This window comes from Streptomyces sp. NPDC001410, assembly GCF_042895235.1.
GTDB lineage: Bacteria > Actinomycetota > Actinomycetes > Streptomycetales > Streptomycetaceae > Streptomyces.
In genome coordinates this window covers 106,697-121,301 of the sequence record NZ_JBIAWE010000014.1, presented here as the reverse complement: position 1 = coordinate 121,301, position 14,605 = coordinate 106,697, and the positions used below count along the sequence as shown (strand labels likewise).

The window sequence follows — 14,605 nt, the reverse complement described above, 5'->3', positions numbered from 1 at the left end:
AGGCTGCTACACAGGGGACATGGATGCTCGCGGTGGGATACGACCCATGCTGGTGAACAGCTATGAGTCGGCTGCAGATCGGATGCTTCGGGAGATCGCAGACGAGCAGGGGGATCGAGTCACCCTGAAAGCCAGGCTGGCGGACGTTATCGACGTCGACGGCATGGACGGGCTGACCTGGCGAACGAAGTCGTACGCCCTCGCTGCCCACCTCGACTTCGTGATGGTCGACAAGGTCACATCCAGGGGGCGCTTCGCTGTCGAGTTGGATGGACGTCAGCACTTCAGTGATCCAGCAACCCTTGAGAGGGATGCGCTGAAGGACGAACTCTGCGAACGCGCGGGCCTGCCGCTTCTCAGGATTACCAGCGACTTTGCCCGTAAGGTTGGCCGCTGGCGGATACTGAGTTATCTGGCTGAGGCGTTCTACCGCTCCGAAGCTTTTTTCGAGGCCCAGGAAAAGGGCCATATACCATACGATGAGCCGTTCGATATGGGCAGCTTTATCGTCCGCGACGAGCAAGGTCGCATGTCGTTCGACACCCTAGACGCCGGCGTCATTCTTGCGTTCCATCAGCATTACCAGGCCGGCAGGCTTCCCGCTCTGCTCCCAGATGTGTTCTCTACCGACTTGCCGGAACAGCGAGCCGTCCAGGCACATGGTTGGATAGCGGTCGCTCCAGACCGCTATCTCCTGGCCAGGACGATCGTGCGTCGCTTTCTCTTTCAGGGGGTTGGGCCGAGTGATCTTGCCGAGCAACTGGTTATGGTCGAGATCGGCAACCTTGCCCAGCAGTGGCTCAATGGTGAGGCCGTAGCCGCGGACGGTCGGGCTCTACGAAAAGCCGTAGCAGAGGTCCAGGCCGCGATTGACGCAGGCGGGCTTTTGATGGCTGCTTTTGGAGACGCGCTGCGCGCTGGTGGAGCAGCGGGGCCAGTCCTGCGGCGTGGTCCGGGCGGTCCTCCAGACCGAAGGCATCAGAGGAAGCGATCTGAGTGATCCTCACGCCGAGCCGGTCCTGATGCACGCATGAGCGAGGCTAGTTGCCCGCTGCCGAGCTATTCCCGTCCCAGTGTGTACACGTGGGTTTGGGGGGACAGCGCGACCGAGCGCCAGTAATTCCAGCGTTCCGCTAGGTAGGTTTTGCGCTCCGGGCCGAGGAGGTCCGCCGAAGAGATAGCTTGCGACGGATCGCTAACGACTGCGCTCAACTCGGTGATGTGGGCCCCCGTACAGAAGGTGGGCGGGATGGAGTCCAGAGACCACTCGTAGACTCTGTTGGTGATCGTTGCGTAAATTTCTGCTTCACGCTCCGCCCTAAGTTGATCATAAGTGAAGAAGTGCTCGTCCTTGCGGGGCATGTGGTCACGCTTGCGGCGCATGTAGTCAGGATTTACATGCTTGGAATGGCCTGCCGCGAACTCTGAGTTCCGTCCGAAGACGAGCACGAATTGCGGTACGATCGGGCGATGTGAAAACTGGGGCGCATATCTCTTTCCGAAGATCAGGCGATTCTCGGGTGAGTCAAACCAGACTTTCCATTCGGTGATCTGATCAATGGCTTGAGTTAGTTCAGCCGTCGGAGTCCTGTCTTTGTTGAACCACGACTTGCCGGGGCTCTCAATCTCAATGCAGATGGGTCGGATGGCGCCTGTGTCCCGCCTCACCCACATGAAATCTGGAATGCGCTTCGGTCCGAGTCCCTCCAGGGGAGGCTGTCTAATTACTGCGCTAAAAGAAGCCCCATGATGACCTCCGTGCCCAATGCTGTCAGTCGCACCTGGCAGAAGACAGGGGTGGGACTCCAGAAACGTTTGCATCTCACCCTCTTCAGGGTTCGACGACAATAGCGCCTCCCATTTAGGTCGCAGCCAATCTTGATATTTTTCCCAGCTGGGGGCTCGTGGCCGGTCTGGGCTCTCATCGGTTACTGCCTCGGAGAATAGGTCCATGGAGGCATTCTGCATGACTGCGGGCAGCGCGGTATATGAAACGGAGGAACCGGTCAGGCGCCTCGGGAAAGCCGGTATTCTGCGAAGCCACTCAAGGCGCCTGTTTGCCTTAGTTCTCGTTCGTGGCGGTGCCAGCGGCGTCGTACAAGTCGTCCACCGCCTTGCGGGTCCGTGCGTCGCTGCTCGGCATGAGGTGCGTGTAGACCCGGAGCGTGAACCCCGGATCGTTGTGTCCGAGGTAGTGGCTCAGGGCCTTGATGTTCTCGCCGGCGTCCAGCAGGACGGAGGCGTAGAAGTGCCTGAGGGCGTGCATGCCGTGTTCGCGGGCGGCCTGGTGGCGCTCGCCCGGTCTCGGGGCGGGGATGACTCCGGCCGCGACGAGAGCGGGCTTCCAAGTGCGGTCGTTGAAGTCGGTCCGCCGGACCGCGCCTCCGCCGTCGAGGCGGGTGAACAGCAGCCGCTTGGTGACGAGCGGACCGTCCGGCCGGAGCCACGGCAGCGTGACCTCGACCGGGAGGAACGTCTCCATGTGCCTCTTGAGGACGTGCGCCACGCGGTCCGGCAAGGGGACGTCACGAATCTTGTTCCGCTTTGGCGGGGAGAACACGAGACCCTGCTTCGTCACCTTCACCTGATTCGCGATGTGCAGCCAGCCGGAGTCGAAGCCGATTTCGTCGACCGGAAGCCCGAAGATCTCCCCTTGCCGGAGTCCGCACCCGCCTCCGAGGTCGACCGTCGCGCGGTAGCGCTCCGGGAGTGCTGCCTGCACGGCGAAGACGCGCTCTGCGGCCCACGGCACAACGCGACCAGTTCCTGCAGCAGGGGGCCGCACGGATTGCGCGTGGCAGGGATTTTTCGACAGGTGGCCGTCGTCAACAGCCGCATTGAGGACCGTCGACACGTTGTTGTAGATCACGCGTCGGTACGACGAGGCAGGAACGGCCCGCTCCAATTCGCTGAGCCAGTCTCGGATGTGTTCCGGCTTGAAGGAGCCGAGCGGTCGCGAGCCGAGGTAGGGGATTGCATGGCCACGGATCGCGGAATCGACTGACTCTCGTGTGGTCATCTCGGTGGTCTGTGTGCTCAGCCACTTCTCGGCGTACTGCCGGAACGTCACCCGGCTGGCGGCGGGGTCGATGTACTGGCCGCGCGACATGTCGGCCTCGATGTGGGCAAGCCACTGGTCGGCCAGTCGCTTCTGTCCATCGGGGAATGACTTGCTCTTTTCGGTGCCGTCCGGGCCGATGTACCGGGCGCGGTACCGCATGCCGGTGCCGTAGCGATCGGTGCGTACGCGGCGGGGCTTGCCGTTGGCGTCGGGTTCGGTCTTGTACCAGCGGTCTTGGATGTGGCCTGCCATGTGGCGGCGGTCCTTTCCGAACATGCCGAGGGGAGAGCCGCTGATAGCGGCTCTCCCCTTCTGTTTCTGGCGGGTGTTTGTTAGGCGGCGTCGCGGTCGGCGTCCTTGCGGCCGGTGACGTAGGCGTGCACATCGGCGGGGTCGTAGCGGAGGTGCTTGCCGATGCGGAAGCCGGGCGGGCCGGTTCGCTTCTTGCGCCACTGGTAGACGGTTTCGAGGGGCACCTCGAACATCGCGGCGATGTCGTCGGGGGTGAGGTACCGGTCCGGGAGGCCAGCCCGAAGTGTGGCGCGGGGGTCGGCATGCATACGTGAGGGCGTGCTCATCGAATGCCCTTCGTCGCGAGGGTTGTTGTGGGCCTCTGGGGAATCCGCAACATCCGCCACGCCGCAACATTGCTGGTCAGCGGCCTGCATTTGTGGCGGATGCCGGTTGTGTTGCGGATAGGTGCCGCCACCCGTATGCGCGGCGGCACCTATCGGGCGCCGCTGGTCAGCCGGCGATGCGGAGTTGGCGTGTGTCGGCTTCCGCGAACACGTGGCGGCTCTCGGAAGGGTCTTCCGCCACGGATTCACCCTCGTTGACCTGCGGTGTTGCGGACGTTGCGGATGTTGCGGACTTCTCGGGGGGAGGGGGGCAGTAGCGGGCCCACGCGTCGCTGAGGTCCTCCGCGTAGTAGCCCTTCGGGGTGCCGCTGCCGACCCGGATCCCCCGGGGCCGGATCGGGGTGTTGTCGGGGCGGACGTACTGGCTCAGGAGCTTGGACAGGCCGCGGGCGGTGAGCGGTTTGCCGTCGTCGTTCAGGTCGGCCCAGGGGGCGTCATCGAGTCCGAGGAGGACTTCGAGGATGGCGGCGGTGGGCATGCGGTCGGCACCGCAGAACACCTTGTCGCGCAGGTCGGTCAGCAGGCGGACGCCGAGGGAGGCTTCGTCGCCTTCCTGGGCTGCCTTGATGAGTTCGACGCAGGCGGCGCGGGCGCGCTCGGGCCAGTCGCCGCCGGCCGCGTCGGCGACCGCGAGGAGCGGTTCCCACACGTCGGCGGGCCGGTCGGAGACGCCCTCGGGCATCTCCGGCCAGGCTTGGGCGACTTCGTCGTGCACGATGGTGGCCCAGTCGGCGAGCCGGTCGCGCAGGGCGTGGCCCTGCTTCTCGTGGACGCGCCGGCGGTACGGTTCGGCCTTCTCGTTGGGGGCCTTCTTGCGCATCCGGATGATGACCGAGCGGGTCAGGATCGTGTCCGGGAGGGAGCCAAGTCCGGCCATGGCGACGGCGCAGAACGAGGAGAACCACTCGGTGCTCTGGTTCGAGCCGTCCCCGACGCAGCGCAGGGACTTGGCGCCGCGCCGGTAGCCGGAGTTCAGGAACCCGCGGACCTCCTCGTTGCCCCCGGCCTTCGGCCCGAAGACGGTGTCGATCTCATCGAACAGCAGCGTCGGCGTCCCGCCGTCGGCTTCCACGAGCCGGAAGAGGGCGTTGGCGGAGGCGTTGACGGTGGTGGCGGCGCGCGGGGTGAGGGTCTCCACGATCTCCAGGGCGCGGGACTTGCCCGAGCCGGGCTCCGGGGAGAGGAAGGCGAGGCGGGCGGTGCCGTCGAACGCGTCGATCAGGTGCGCGTGGGCGTCCCACAGGGTGACGGCGACGTAGGCGGCTTCGGTGGGGAAGATGTTGAAGCGGCGGTGGAATGCTTCGACCTGGTCGAGCAGGGCGGCGCCGTCGACGGACGGAGCGGGCGGGTTGACGCTGGTCATGCGGCGTTCCTCCTTTCGGTGCGCGGGCCGGGCGTGCCGGTGCAGAAGTGCTTGTGTGCCTCGTACTCGGTGACCAGGGCGGCCACCGCCTGTTGTCCGGTGGCGGTGCCGGTCTGGCCGCAGGAGCAGGCGTAGGCGGCGGTGGGGGTGTCCCCGTAGCGCTTGGACCAGCGGGCGCCGTCGTAGTGGTGGCGGTAGACCGGCGGAGCAGAGATGCGGATCCCCGGCCGGTCCGGCGTCGGGTCGTCGGCGTTGTGACTGGGGTGGTGGGGCGGGTGCGGGTCAGAACGAAGGGCTGAAAGGACGGCCTGGCGGCCGTCGCTCTTCGTGCCACGGCCCTCAGCGGTGCCGCCCTGGGTCGGGCGCGAACCGGTTGGAGTGCGTTGGGTGGGCTTTTCAGGGCGGGGGGTCATGCGGCGTCCCTGGGCCGGCAGGTGCGGATGGACCAGTCAAGGGCGCTGCGGATGGTGGCCCGGCACTCGGACGCGGACAGTCCGGCCGCCTCTCCCCCCGCCTGAAACGCCTCCTCCACCACGTCCCGCGGGATCTCGCCCCAGGCGACGAACCGCCCCAGCGCGCGGGCGCCCTCCAGCAGCCGGGTGTTCCGGCCGCCCTCGCCGGTGCCCGCCGCCGCGGCCACCTCACGCTCCAGCGCCACCTGGGCCCGCCGGGTGACCGACTCCTGCACGAGCAGCGGCGCGAGCGCCACGTCGGGCCGCGACGGCTCGATCAGCAGCGAAGTGAGCCAGTGCGGCAGGGCGGCCACGGGAGCGTCGTCCAGCACCTCGTAGGTGCCCTCGGGGGTGGTGCTGCCGGGGGCGACGACGTAGCCGCCCCAGGCGCGGGTGTCGATGTGCGGTCCCAGCCGGTTGACGCTGCCGGGCAGCCTCCCGCCGAGCGGGGCGGTGAAGTACAGGTGCCGCCCCCCGCTCGGGGTCCGCACCTGATAGGTGGGCGGAAAGTGCTCGCCGGCGCGCTCGCAGAGCGCCTGCAAAGAAGTGGCGCCGTCAGGCGCTCCTTCTTCCTCTCCCGACTTGCACACGTCCAGATCGATCACCAGCAGCCCGGCCGGGCCGGTGGCGATCCCCACGTTGTACGGGGTGCGCGCCCACGCGGCCTGGATCAGCTCGGGGTCGGTGGTGGCGCGCTGCTCGGGGGTGCGGTGCCCGTCCGCGCACCGGCCGATGCCGGGGCAGGAACGCTCCGGGTGCCCGGCCGGGCGCTTGCTGCCGGGGTGCAGCGGGATGACGGGCCAGCCCCGCTCGGCCGCGCACAGGGCGGAGGCCAGCAGGTGGAGGTTGTTCAGGTCGACCAGCGGCATGTCGGTGACATCGATCAGGCTCACGCGGCCACCTCCAGGACGGTGTGGGACGTGAGGTAGGCGCGGCCGATGCGTTCGGCGTAGGCGGGCGGGATGGCCTCGGTCAGCTCCTCGCGCTCGCTGGTCCACGTGATGCCCATCGCGGCCTGAAGCTCGGGGACGGACGGCTTGCCACCGCCGTTGCCGTACGCGGCGACGTACGGGCCGTCGTAGAAGCGGCCGTGCCGGTAGCCGCGCACCCGGCCCCGGTGCGGGACGTGCGCCGGCTGCTCGATGGTCCAGCCGCCCAACTCGAAGTTGCGGTGCCGGATGACCCCGAGCCCGAACATCTCCCCGCACAGGGTCAGGTCTTTGCGGATCTGCGCGCGGCCGTTGGGCTGCTCGATCACGTACGGCAGCCCGGTCTGCTCCAACAGTTCGCGGGTGGGTGCCACGAAGTCTTCGTGCGTGCCGCCCCAGCCCTGGGACCGGTTCGTGCCCACCGTGAGTGTGCACTTGTCCTGGCACGGCGGGGAGGCGTGCACGAACGCATACCGCTCGATCTCGCCGGAGGCGATCAGGGCAGCGAGATAGGTCAGAGCGTCGCCGTGGTGGCAGGGGAAGGGGTAGTTGGGGCGGTGGGCGACATCGCAGCCGTCCACGTCGAACCCGGCGCGGTCGTAGCCGACGGCCGCGCCGCCGGCGCACGAAAACAGGTCGAGCAGACGCGGCCGTCGGCCGCGCACTCGCCCGATCGTGAGGCGATGGGTCATGCTGGGTGACCTCCACTGTTCAGTTGGATGGTGGGAACGAGGGCGGCCCCGGTTCTTTGGCGAGATGCGGGGGCCGCCCTTGGCGTAGCTAGAACGGGGGCTCGGCACCCTCCGACGCCGAAGCGCTGCTGGCGGCGGGGGCGTTGGTCGTGGCCCACGCGTCGTCTCCGGCCGGGCCGTTGTGGGCGGGGCGCTTGCCGTTGATCTGGACGGTGGTGAAGCGGACGGATGCGCCGATGTCGTCGATCTCGACGGCGAGCATGGAGCGCTTCTCGCCCTGGTCGGTGGTCCAGTCGTGCTGCCGCATCCGGCCCGTGGCGACGACGCGCGAGCCCTTGCCCAGGGACTCGCCGATGTGTTCGGCGAGGGCGCGCCAGGCGGCGCAGCGGTAGAAGGCGGTGGTGCCGTCCTTCCACTGGTTCGACGCACGGTCGAAGCTGCGCGGGGTGACGGCGATGGTGAACTTCGCCAGGGTGGCGCCGCCTTCGGTGAACTTCAGCTCGGGGTCGTCGGTCAGGTTGCCGACGAGGGTGATCGGGGTCTCTCCGAACGACATGGGGTTCCTCTCCGGTTCAGCGGTTGAGTTCGGTGCGGTTGCGGGCGATCAGCCCGTACGCGGGCGCGGTGATCGCGTTGTTCTCCACCCGGACCGGGCCCGAGTAGTGGTGGTGGGTCTCGCTGCGGGTGGCCTTCACCGAGCGCACGGCGGAGCCGATGGCGGTGGCGACGGCGGCCAGGGCGGCGATCGGTGCCGTGACGAACAGGACGCCGGTCAGGGTGACGGCGGCGAATCCCTGGCAGGCGAGCCAGATCCCGCAGCCGACACCGACGCAGGTGGCGCCGACCCCGATGCCGGCTACCGCGGTGCCGGCGGCCCATGCGGGGACGATCCGCCGGTCGGGCTGCGGGACGGGCGGGGTGCTGCCGTAGGCGGGCAGCGGCGTCGGGTCGCGGTAGGCGGTGGGTATCTGGGGCACGGGCCGGTAGGCGTTTTCGATGATCCGGCGGGCTTCGGCGGTGGCTTCGGTGGCGGTCATGCGCGGCTGCCAGGCCGCGGACTGGTCTTGGTCGGGCATGGCGGGGCTCCTGCCGGGGTCAGGTGAGGTGGCGGGCGGCTTCGGCGAGTGCGCGGCAGACGGCGCGGATGGGGCCGGCGGCGCCGGTGCCGGCGGTGAAGAAGCCGAACAGGAACAGCACGAGGGCGCTGAACGGGCCGACGTAGCGGCCCCGTAGCAGGACGAAGGCCAGCACCCCGAGGAGTGCGACGGCGGACAGGGTCACGATCACGAGCGGCCTCCCAGGGGACGTGCGGCGGGCAGCACCCCGTGGGGTGCTGCCCGCGCTGTGGCTTGTCGCGTTGCTTGTCGTGCGGCTTGTCGCTTGTCTTGTCTTGTCGCTTGTCGCCTTGCAGGTCACAAGCTGTTTCCGGGTCTCAGAGCCGCCGTCGTGGCTCTGGTTCCGGACGGGACGACAAGCGACAAGCGATCAGTTCTCCGGGGGCTGTTGGGGGGCGTGCTTGCGGTGGACGTAGCGGGCCTTGGTGCCCTCTCCGATCCGGACGACGGTGCCGTCCTCGACCCACGCCTTGAGCCAGCCGACGATTGTCTGCCGGTTAGTGCCGTGCTCATCCGCCAACGCGCGAGCGATGGCGGACGCCCCGGTGCCCTCGGCACCGGCGGTGAGGAGCACCGCGATGGCGGCCCACTGGGCGGGGCTGTCCTGCTCGCTGCGCAGCGCGGACAGGTTCAGCCCACCCCCCGCGGGCGGGGCGGGGTCGGTGGGGGTGTGCGGGTCGGGGGCGGTGGCGAACAGGCCGTCGATCTCCTCCCGGAACCGGCGCGCCAGGTCGTCCTCCTCCGGCACGGCAGCCGTCGGCTGGTCGGTGCGCAGCGCGGACAGGTTCAGCACCCCACCCGCCGACGCCTGCGCCGAGGATGCCGGGGCCGGTCCGGTGCCGGGGGTGTGGTCGCGCATCCACGCGATGCGGTCGGCGTCCCAGCGGCGGACGTAGGCGGGCCCTGCGGCCTTGATCGAGATGTCGTCCAGGGTGGGGTGTCGGGCGGAGGTGGCGGCGATGATCTCGCGGATCTGGTTCGGGAGGATCCGCCAGGCCTTGAACAGCGCGGCCGGGGATTCCGGGGTGCCCATGAACCCGGCGCCCTTGTAGGGGGCTTGGTCGACGCGCAGGCCGCGGGTGCCGGGGAACATCTTGCTCAGGTCCATGCCCTCGGTCTCACCGCCCGTGAGTGCCACCCTGACCTTGGCTTCGCGGCGGATCATCAGGTTGCCGAGAACGCTGCCGGTGGCTCCGAGGGCGGTCAGGACGGTGCGGATGCCCATGGCGCGGGCGATCCGGATCACTTCCAGGATCTTCTCCGCGAGGCGGCGCATCTGTCGGTCGGGGCTGGCCAGGATCTCTGCGCCCTCATCGATGACCATCATGATCTGCGGGATCTGCGGCCCGATGGGGAGGAGGTCGGTGTTGTGGCGGGCGAGGAGGTCCTGGTAGCGCATCTTGCGCTGCTTGGCGACCTGGACGGCGGTATCCAGCATGGTCAGGGCTTCGTCGTAGGTGCCGGCGAGCCAGTCCACGCCGGGCCGGATCGGCTTCCCGTCGGGTGCCTCGATCTCGCCGCCCAGGGCGGGCAGGACCCAGGGCAGGCCCGCGGATCCGGCGTTCAGGTCGATGACCCAGGTCAGCACGTCCTCGGCACGGGCGAACCCGGCCAGGATCGCGTGGACCATGTTGGTCTTGCCCGATCCGGTCGGTCCGACCACCAGCGCGCACTGTTCCCGCAGGTAGGCGAGGACCGGTTCGGCGTTGGTCCGGTACCCCCACGGGATGCCGGTGAGCACGGACAGGGGCCCGTAGTCGGCCGGGTAGGTGCGCTCTTCAGCGAGGACGTTGACGGTGGTGACGTCGATGATGACCCGGCCCTGGTCGATGCCGGGGGAGGCGGCGGCGGTGCAGCCGTGCGGGAGTCGGGCGTCGGCGGACAGCCGTGCGGACTCACCTGCGATCTTCTGCCAGGTGGCGCCGCCGGGCGGGAGTTCGGCGTCGATGGAGAACCCGGCGCCGGTGGGCCACTGCTCGACGGCCAGCACGCGCACGGTGATCCCGCACACCCGCTGGATCCGATCCACCCACTCCGCCGCAATCGCGCGGCGTTCCGCGGACAGTTCACGGGCCACCTGCCGCTCGGCCGCGGCCAGGGCCTCCTCCTCCCGCGCCTCCTCATACAGAGCACTCGCGCGAGCGGAGGCGCCAATGCCGATGCCAAGGGTGGCGAGGGATCCCAGCGCGGTCCAGGTCAGGGGCCCGGTGGTCATGGCCCAGGTGGTCCAGCCGGCTCCCAGGAGCCAGGCGGTGGCGCGGGTGGCCAGGGTGCGGCCGGCGGCGCGGGCGCGCAGCCCGGTGACGGTGTGGCCGAGGGCGCCGGCGGCGCCGGCGGCGAGGGTCCAGCCGGGGGGCATGCCGGTGGCGGCGCCGGTGGTGGCGAGGGCGAAGGCTCCGGTGGTGGCGGACAGGGCGCCGGTCACGGGTCCGTGACCGGCCGCCCAGTCCAACACCGGGCCACTGCCGTTCTTCTGCTTGGCGGTGACGGCACTCATGGTCAGACGTTCCAGCCCTTCTCGGCCTCGTGGCCGTTGCGGGGGTCCTCGTGGCGGGAGATGTCCTGTTCGTGTTCCTTGCGGAAGATCGGGCCCATCTCCTCGGCCACGGCGACTGCGGCCATGACCGCGCCGTAGCAGTCCCGGAAGGTCTCCGCGACCGCCTTCTCCAGCGGGAACTCCTCATCCGAGCGCTCGCCGAGGATCTTCATCACTTCGGCCACGCTGTTCAGCGCGATCGGCAGCCCCTCGACCATGGCGAGGATCTCCATCGCGCCATCGGGCTCGTAGTTCTGCGCGGCCTCCTCCATCTCGGCAGCGGCCTCTTCGAACCGGAAACCGGACACGTGCACTCCTTCACTGACCCGCGACGTAGCGGGGGTAGGCGTGGTGCTGGGGATCTGTGCAGCGGGCCGCTCGACGTGATCGCCGATGCCATCGGCGGCGTCCTGGGCGGCTTCGGCGTTCGCTGCGGTCTCCTGCTCGGCCTGCTGTTGGCGGATCGCCGAGTCCCGCGCGGTGCGCTGCGCGGCCGCGGTCGCGACCAGGCACCGGTACAGGCGTCGGCCGGGGTGCATCAGCCAGCGAGCGTTGAACTTCCGGCCGAGCGGGGTGGTCAGGCAGCCCAGCACACCGGCGGGCAGGGAGAGCAGGGCGGCGAGGAGCCTGCGGCCCTGGAAGCGGGCCGCGGACCGGCGCAGCGCCTTGCGGGCTGCCCGCCGGGCGGGGGCCTTGCGGACCGTGTCACGCTGCGCCGCGACCGTCGCGGCAGTCTTGCGGTCCCGGGCAGCACGGCTCTTGCCGATCGCGGCATCCCGTATGCCGCGAGCCTTACGCCCTGCTGCTCCGAGCGTGCGGCCCGCCAGGCTGCGCCGCCCGGTACGGGTGGCCAGACCGGCTCCGCTGTTGGTCTTGGCGTTGCGGCGGGCATCGGCGACCGCGCGGCGAGCCGCGGTGGTCTGTGCCCGCTGCCCGGCCCGCGAGCCGGCCGCGGCCTGCTGCGCCGCCCGCAGCGCCTTGACCTGCCCAACCCGGCCAAGTTGCTTGCCCGTTGCTCCGGTGCGGGGCTTCGTAGCGCCGTGACTGGCACGGCTTCGGTTGCTTCCGCCTGTGGTCGTGCTGGTCTGTCGGCCGGTCGGACCGGTCCCGCGCCGCTGCTGGCCCGGCACCCGACCCGACCGGCCACCAGAACCACCAGCCCGGGAGGCGAGCGAGCGGCCACCTGTCCGGCTGCCCGTCCCGCTGCTGCGCAGGCCGGCGGCCCGCGCGGCCGTGCGGCCGGCAGCACGCGCTATGGCTCGGCGCGCTTCACGGCGCGGGTTGGGCCGGCGGGAGCGGACGGCGGCGACCGTGCCGAGGACCACGGCACCGGTAGCCGCAGCCACCGCGGCGACGGGACCGCCAGCCAGCGAGGCGGCGGCGACCATGCCCACCGTCGTGTTCGCCCCAGAAAGGGCCAGCGGGACAACAGGCCAGCCACCGGGCGTGTGCTCCAACTCGGGTGCAGCCTGCGCCGGAGCAAGCGTGGTCGGGGGCGGCGGCGAGGGGGTTATCGGGGCAGCCTGGACGGCTACCGGCTCAGTGCTCAGATCCGTCATGCTGAGTGCACTCCTTCGCGGAGTAGGGCCCGGCCGGGGCCGTAGGAAGTTGCTGGCCGGGCCTGCTGATGAGGCGGTGAGGTCAACTCGCCGGGTCTGCTCTCCGGGTCTGCGAACGTGCCGCTCGCCGGGGCTCACCGGGTCTGCTTCACTGGTGCGGTCGACTGCTTCCGGCAGTCGCAACGAGGGCCAGCCCACTAGCCCTGGGCTGGCCCTCATTGGTGGTGTCGGACGGGTGCTTACGCCTCCGCGTCCTCCGCGTCGATCAGCGCGGCGTATGCCTTGCGCACCCGCTCTTCCTTCGCGGAGAAGCCCGCCGCGCGGTAAGCGGCCAGAGCCTTCCGGTAGCTCAGCGGAGGGTTCTCGGAGTGGCGCAGCCACCGCAGGACGACCGTGAGCTGTTCCTCACTCAGCGGCTCACCCGGCTGAGGCGTCTCAACACGGGCCACGGCCGCCACCTCGGCAAGACCCGACAGGTCGATCGAGGCGTGTCCCGCACCCTCCGGCGCGGGGATCGCCCGGGGCGAGGACACGGGTCCGACCTGCGGGGACACAGGGGACACACCCGGGGACACACCCTCATCCGACCACTGGCCCAGCACCCGGGCCAGGTCCTCATCCGAGAACAGCGCCGGAACCTCCTGCGGGACGTCGGCCACCGGGTGCTCCGCGGTGAGCTTCGTCAGCTCTTCGGCTGCCTCGTGGCGCACCTTCTGGGCCTGCCCGCGAGCCTTCAGCTCCTCGCGCTCCAGGACGGCCGCCGTTTTCTGCCGGTCGGCCTTGGCCCGGGTGACGGCCCGGCCGATCGCCACCTGATCCCGTGTGGCGCTGCGGACGGCGTCGATCTGCCGCTGCGCCTCGCGGGAAATGCGGGTGCCGTCCCGCTCCACCGCCATGATCAGCGTCGCCTTGGCGGCGGCCGGAACCACCGCCCCGATGACCGCGACGACCGGCGTCGCGTACATCAGACCGTGCGTGAACAGAACACCGACCGAGGTGACGAGGAAGACCCACCCGAGAACGGCGGGCAGCGTCCCCTTGGAACCCTGCCTGCGGTGCGCGGTCTCCATGGCCAGGGCGTACAGCCATACCGCGTCGTAGATACCCGCGACCGTCAGCGCGAGCGGCGCCGGAGCCTGACGGGAGAGGATCTCCCCCACCGCGTAGACAGTCCACCCCAGCGACAGGCCGGTAAGACCGGCCGGCAGGCTCCAGTGAGCCGCCTTTCGAATCGCTGCCTTCCAGTCCATGCACTCACTTCCTTTCTTGTCATTCGATCGGTGCAGGCGCACGGGACGCACCCCCGGGCGAGGGCGTATCCGACGTCAGGCCGGCATCCCGACCGGCACCGCGGCCTGCACGTCGAAGTAGCCGGTCAACTCCAGTGCGGCTCCCGCGTAGTCGGCGGATGCCTTCAGCACGCGCGTGCGGCCGTCGCTCTGCTCGCGGTAGACCACGTCGTCCGGGGCGACGCCCACCGACTCACGCCACGCCTCGAAGCCGGGCAGGTTGTCGTGGAACCTCAGCTCCAACCGGTGCGGGTAGATCGTGGAAACCTGCACATCGGGGGCCGGAAGGTGGCCGAAGTCCACGGCCAGCAGCCGCAGCGCCCGCAGCACCACGGCCAAGTCGTCCAGCGTCAGACCGTCGCTCATGCCGCAGCCCCCTTGCGTCCCGCGCGGCGGCGGGCGGGACGGGCCAGCGGGACCACGTTGAACAGGTCCGGGTGCTCCTCGACCACCCGCGCGGCCAGGCGGACCAGGTCGTCGGGCAGGTTGCAGTAGTCGGGGTCGGCGAGGATGTCACGCGCCGCATCCAGGCGCGCCGCGCGCTCCTCGTCGCTCTCGCCCTCAACCCCGAGCCACAACTCAACCGGGGTGCCCAGCGCCAGTTCCGCGAACTCCGCCTCGGTGACGGCCTGATGACCGGCAACGATGCACTTCATGGAGGCCTCTCCTCACAGTGAAACGGCCCGAACGCACCCGGAGATGTCTCAACGGGGCGCGCGCCGTGGGGAAGGGACCGCACCGGATGAGGTGCGGGTGGGACCTGCGAAAGTCCTCATCAAACGGGCAGGCCACCGACGTGATGCCGGCGCCCTGCCCGCATGACGAGTGACGGGGTAGCCCGTCACTGTCGTCTCGCGGCTCCGTACGCGCCTTGCTCCCTTCGCTTGGTCGGCGTGCGGTCACCGCGCCACTCAGTCGTCACTCGCTGAGTGGATGCGCCCATCCCTTCCGGGTGTCATGGACCGGGTGCA

The 14,605-nt window shown here is 69.7% G+C and carries 16 protein-coding genes; 1 reads left to right on the top strand and 15 read right to left on the bottom strand.

Translation table 11 applies throughout. The features are described from left to right. Positions 1-46: 46 nt before the first annotated feature. Complete coding sequence (locus ACFY3C_RS29325) at positions 47-1,000, top strand: DUF2726 domain-containing protein (protein ID WP_390772864.1); 954 nt, start codon at positions 47-49, stop codon at positions 998-1,000. A gap of 59 nt (positions 1,001-1,059) precedes the next feature. Here ACFY3C_RS29325 and ACFY3C_RS29320 read toward each other — a convergent pair whose 3' ends face one another. The 15 genes from ACFY3C_RS29320 to ACFY3C_RS29250 form a co-directional block, all read right to left on the bottom strand. Continuing rightward, positions 1,060-1,821, bottom strand: coding sequence for a Shedu anti-phage system protein SduA domain-containing protein (locus tag ACFY3C_RS29320; protein WP_390772965.1), 762 nt, complete (start codon positions 1,819-1,821; stop codon positions 1,060-1,062). Positions 1,822-2,062: 241 nt separating this feature from the next. After that, positions 2,063-3,313 (bottom strand): tyrosine-type recombinase/integrase, encoded by a 1,251-nt coding sequence (locus tag ACFY3C_RS29315; protein ID WP_390772863.1) that lies wholly within the window; start codon positions 3,311-3,313, stop codon positions 2,063-2,065. 80 nt (positions 3,314-3,393) lie between these two features. After that, positions 3,394-3,639 carry a helix-turn-helix domain-containing protein gene (locus ACFY3C_RS29310; RefSeq protein ID WP_390772862.1) on the bottom strand — a complete coding sequence of 82 codons (246 nt, stop codon included), beginning with the start codon at positions 3,637-3,639 and terminating at the stop codon, positions 3,394-3,396. Positions 3,640-3,805: 166 nt separating this feature from the next. Continuing rightward, positions 3,806-5,062, bottom strand: coding sequence for a DUF3631 domain-containing protein (locus ACFY3C_RS29305; RefSeq protein ID WP_390772861.1), 1,257 nt, complete (start codon positions 5,060-5,062; stop codon positions 3,806-3,808). Then, positions 5,059-5,475, bottom strand: a complete 417-nt coding sequence (locus ACFY3C_RS29300) for a hypothetical protein (protein ID WP_390772860.1) — start codon at positions 5,473-5,475, stop codon at positions 5,059-5,061. The genes ACFY3C_RS29305 and ACFY3C_RS29300 overlap by 4 nt, the downstream gene beginning before the upstream one ends. Beyond that, positions 5,472-6,383 carry a bifunctional DNA primase/polymerase gene (locus tag ACFY3C_RS29295; protein WP_390772964.1) on the bottom strand — a complete coding sequence of 304 codons (912 nt, stop codon included), beginning with the start codon at positions 6,381-6,383 and terminating at the stop codon, positions 5,472-5,474. The genes ACFY3C_RS29300 and ACFY3C_RS29295 overlap by 4 nt, the downstream gene beginning before the upstream one ends. Before the next feature lie 20 nt (positions 6,384-6,403). Then, the gene (locus ACFY3C_RS29290) at positions 6,404-7,135 is read right to left on the bottom strand and encodes a DNA methylase (protein WP_390772859.1); all 732 of its coding nucleotides are present in this window, start codon (positions 7,133-7,135) and stop codon (positions 6,404-6,406) included. Positions 7,136-7,223: 88 nt separating this feature from the next. Beyond that, positions 7,224-7,691 carry a single-stranded DNA-binding protein gene (ssb, locus tag ACFY3C_RS29285; protein WP_390772858.1) on the bottom strand — a complete coding sequence of 156 codons (468 nt, stop codon included), beginning with the start codon at positions 7,689-7,691 and terminating at the stop codon, positions 7,224-7,226. A gap of 16 nt (positions 7,692-7,707) precedes the next feature. Beyond that, complete coding sequence (locus ACFY3C_RS29280; RefSeq protein WP_390772857.1) at positions 7,708-8,211, bottom strand: hypothetical protein; 504 nt, start codon at positions 8,209-8,211, stop codon at positions 7,708-7,710. A gap of 19 nt (positions 8,212-8,230) precedes the next feature. Further along, a complete protein-coding gene (locus tag ACFY3C_RS29275; RefSeq protein WP_390772856.1) occupies positions 8,231-8,422 on the bottom strand; it encodes a hypothetical protein in 192 nt (63 codons plus the stop codon). Between the two features lie 198 nt (positions 8,423-8,620). Further along, positions 8,621-10,747 carry a hypothetical protein gene (locus tag ACFY3C_RS29270; RefSeq protein WP_390772855.1) on the bottom strand — a complete coding sequence of 709 codons (2,127 nt, stop codon included), beginning with the start codon at positions 10,745-10,747 and terminating at the stop codon, positions 8,621-8,623. Between the two features lie 2 nt (positions 10,748-10,749). After that, the gene (locus tag ACFY3C_RS29265) at positions 10,750-12,345 is read right to left on the bottom strand and encodes a hypothetical protein (RefSeq protein ID WP_390772854.1); all 1,596 of its coding nucleotides are present in this window, start codon (positions 12,343-12,345) and stop codon (positions 10,750-10,752) included. A gap of 239 nt (positions 12,346-12,584) precedes the next feature. Then, positions 12,585-13,595, bottom strand: a complete 1,011-nt coding sequence (locus tag ACFY3C_RS29260) for a hypothetical protein (RefSeq protein ID WP_390772853.1) — start codon at positions 13,593-13,595, stop codon at positions 12,585-12,587. 75 nt (positions 13,596-13,670) lie between these two features. Further along, complete coding sequence (locus tag ACFY3C_RS29255) at positions 13,671-14,000, bottom strand: hypothetical protein (protein ID WP_390772852.1); 330 nt, start codon at positions 13,998-14,000, stop codon at positions 13,671-13,673. After that, positions 13,997-14,290, bottom strand: coding sequence for a hypothetical protein (locus ACFY3C_RS29250; protein WP_390772851.1), 294 nt, complete (start codon positions 14,288-14,290; stop codon positions 13,997-13,999). Before ACFY3C_RS29250 ends, ACFY3C_RS29255 begins: the two co-directional genes overlap by 4 nt. Positions 14,291-14,605 lie beyond the last annotated feature (315 nt).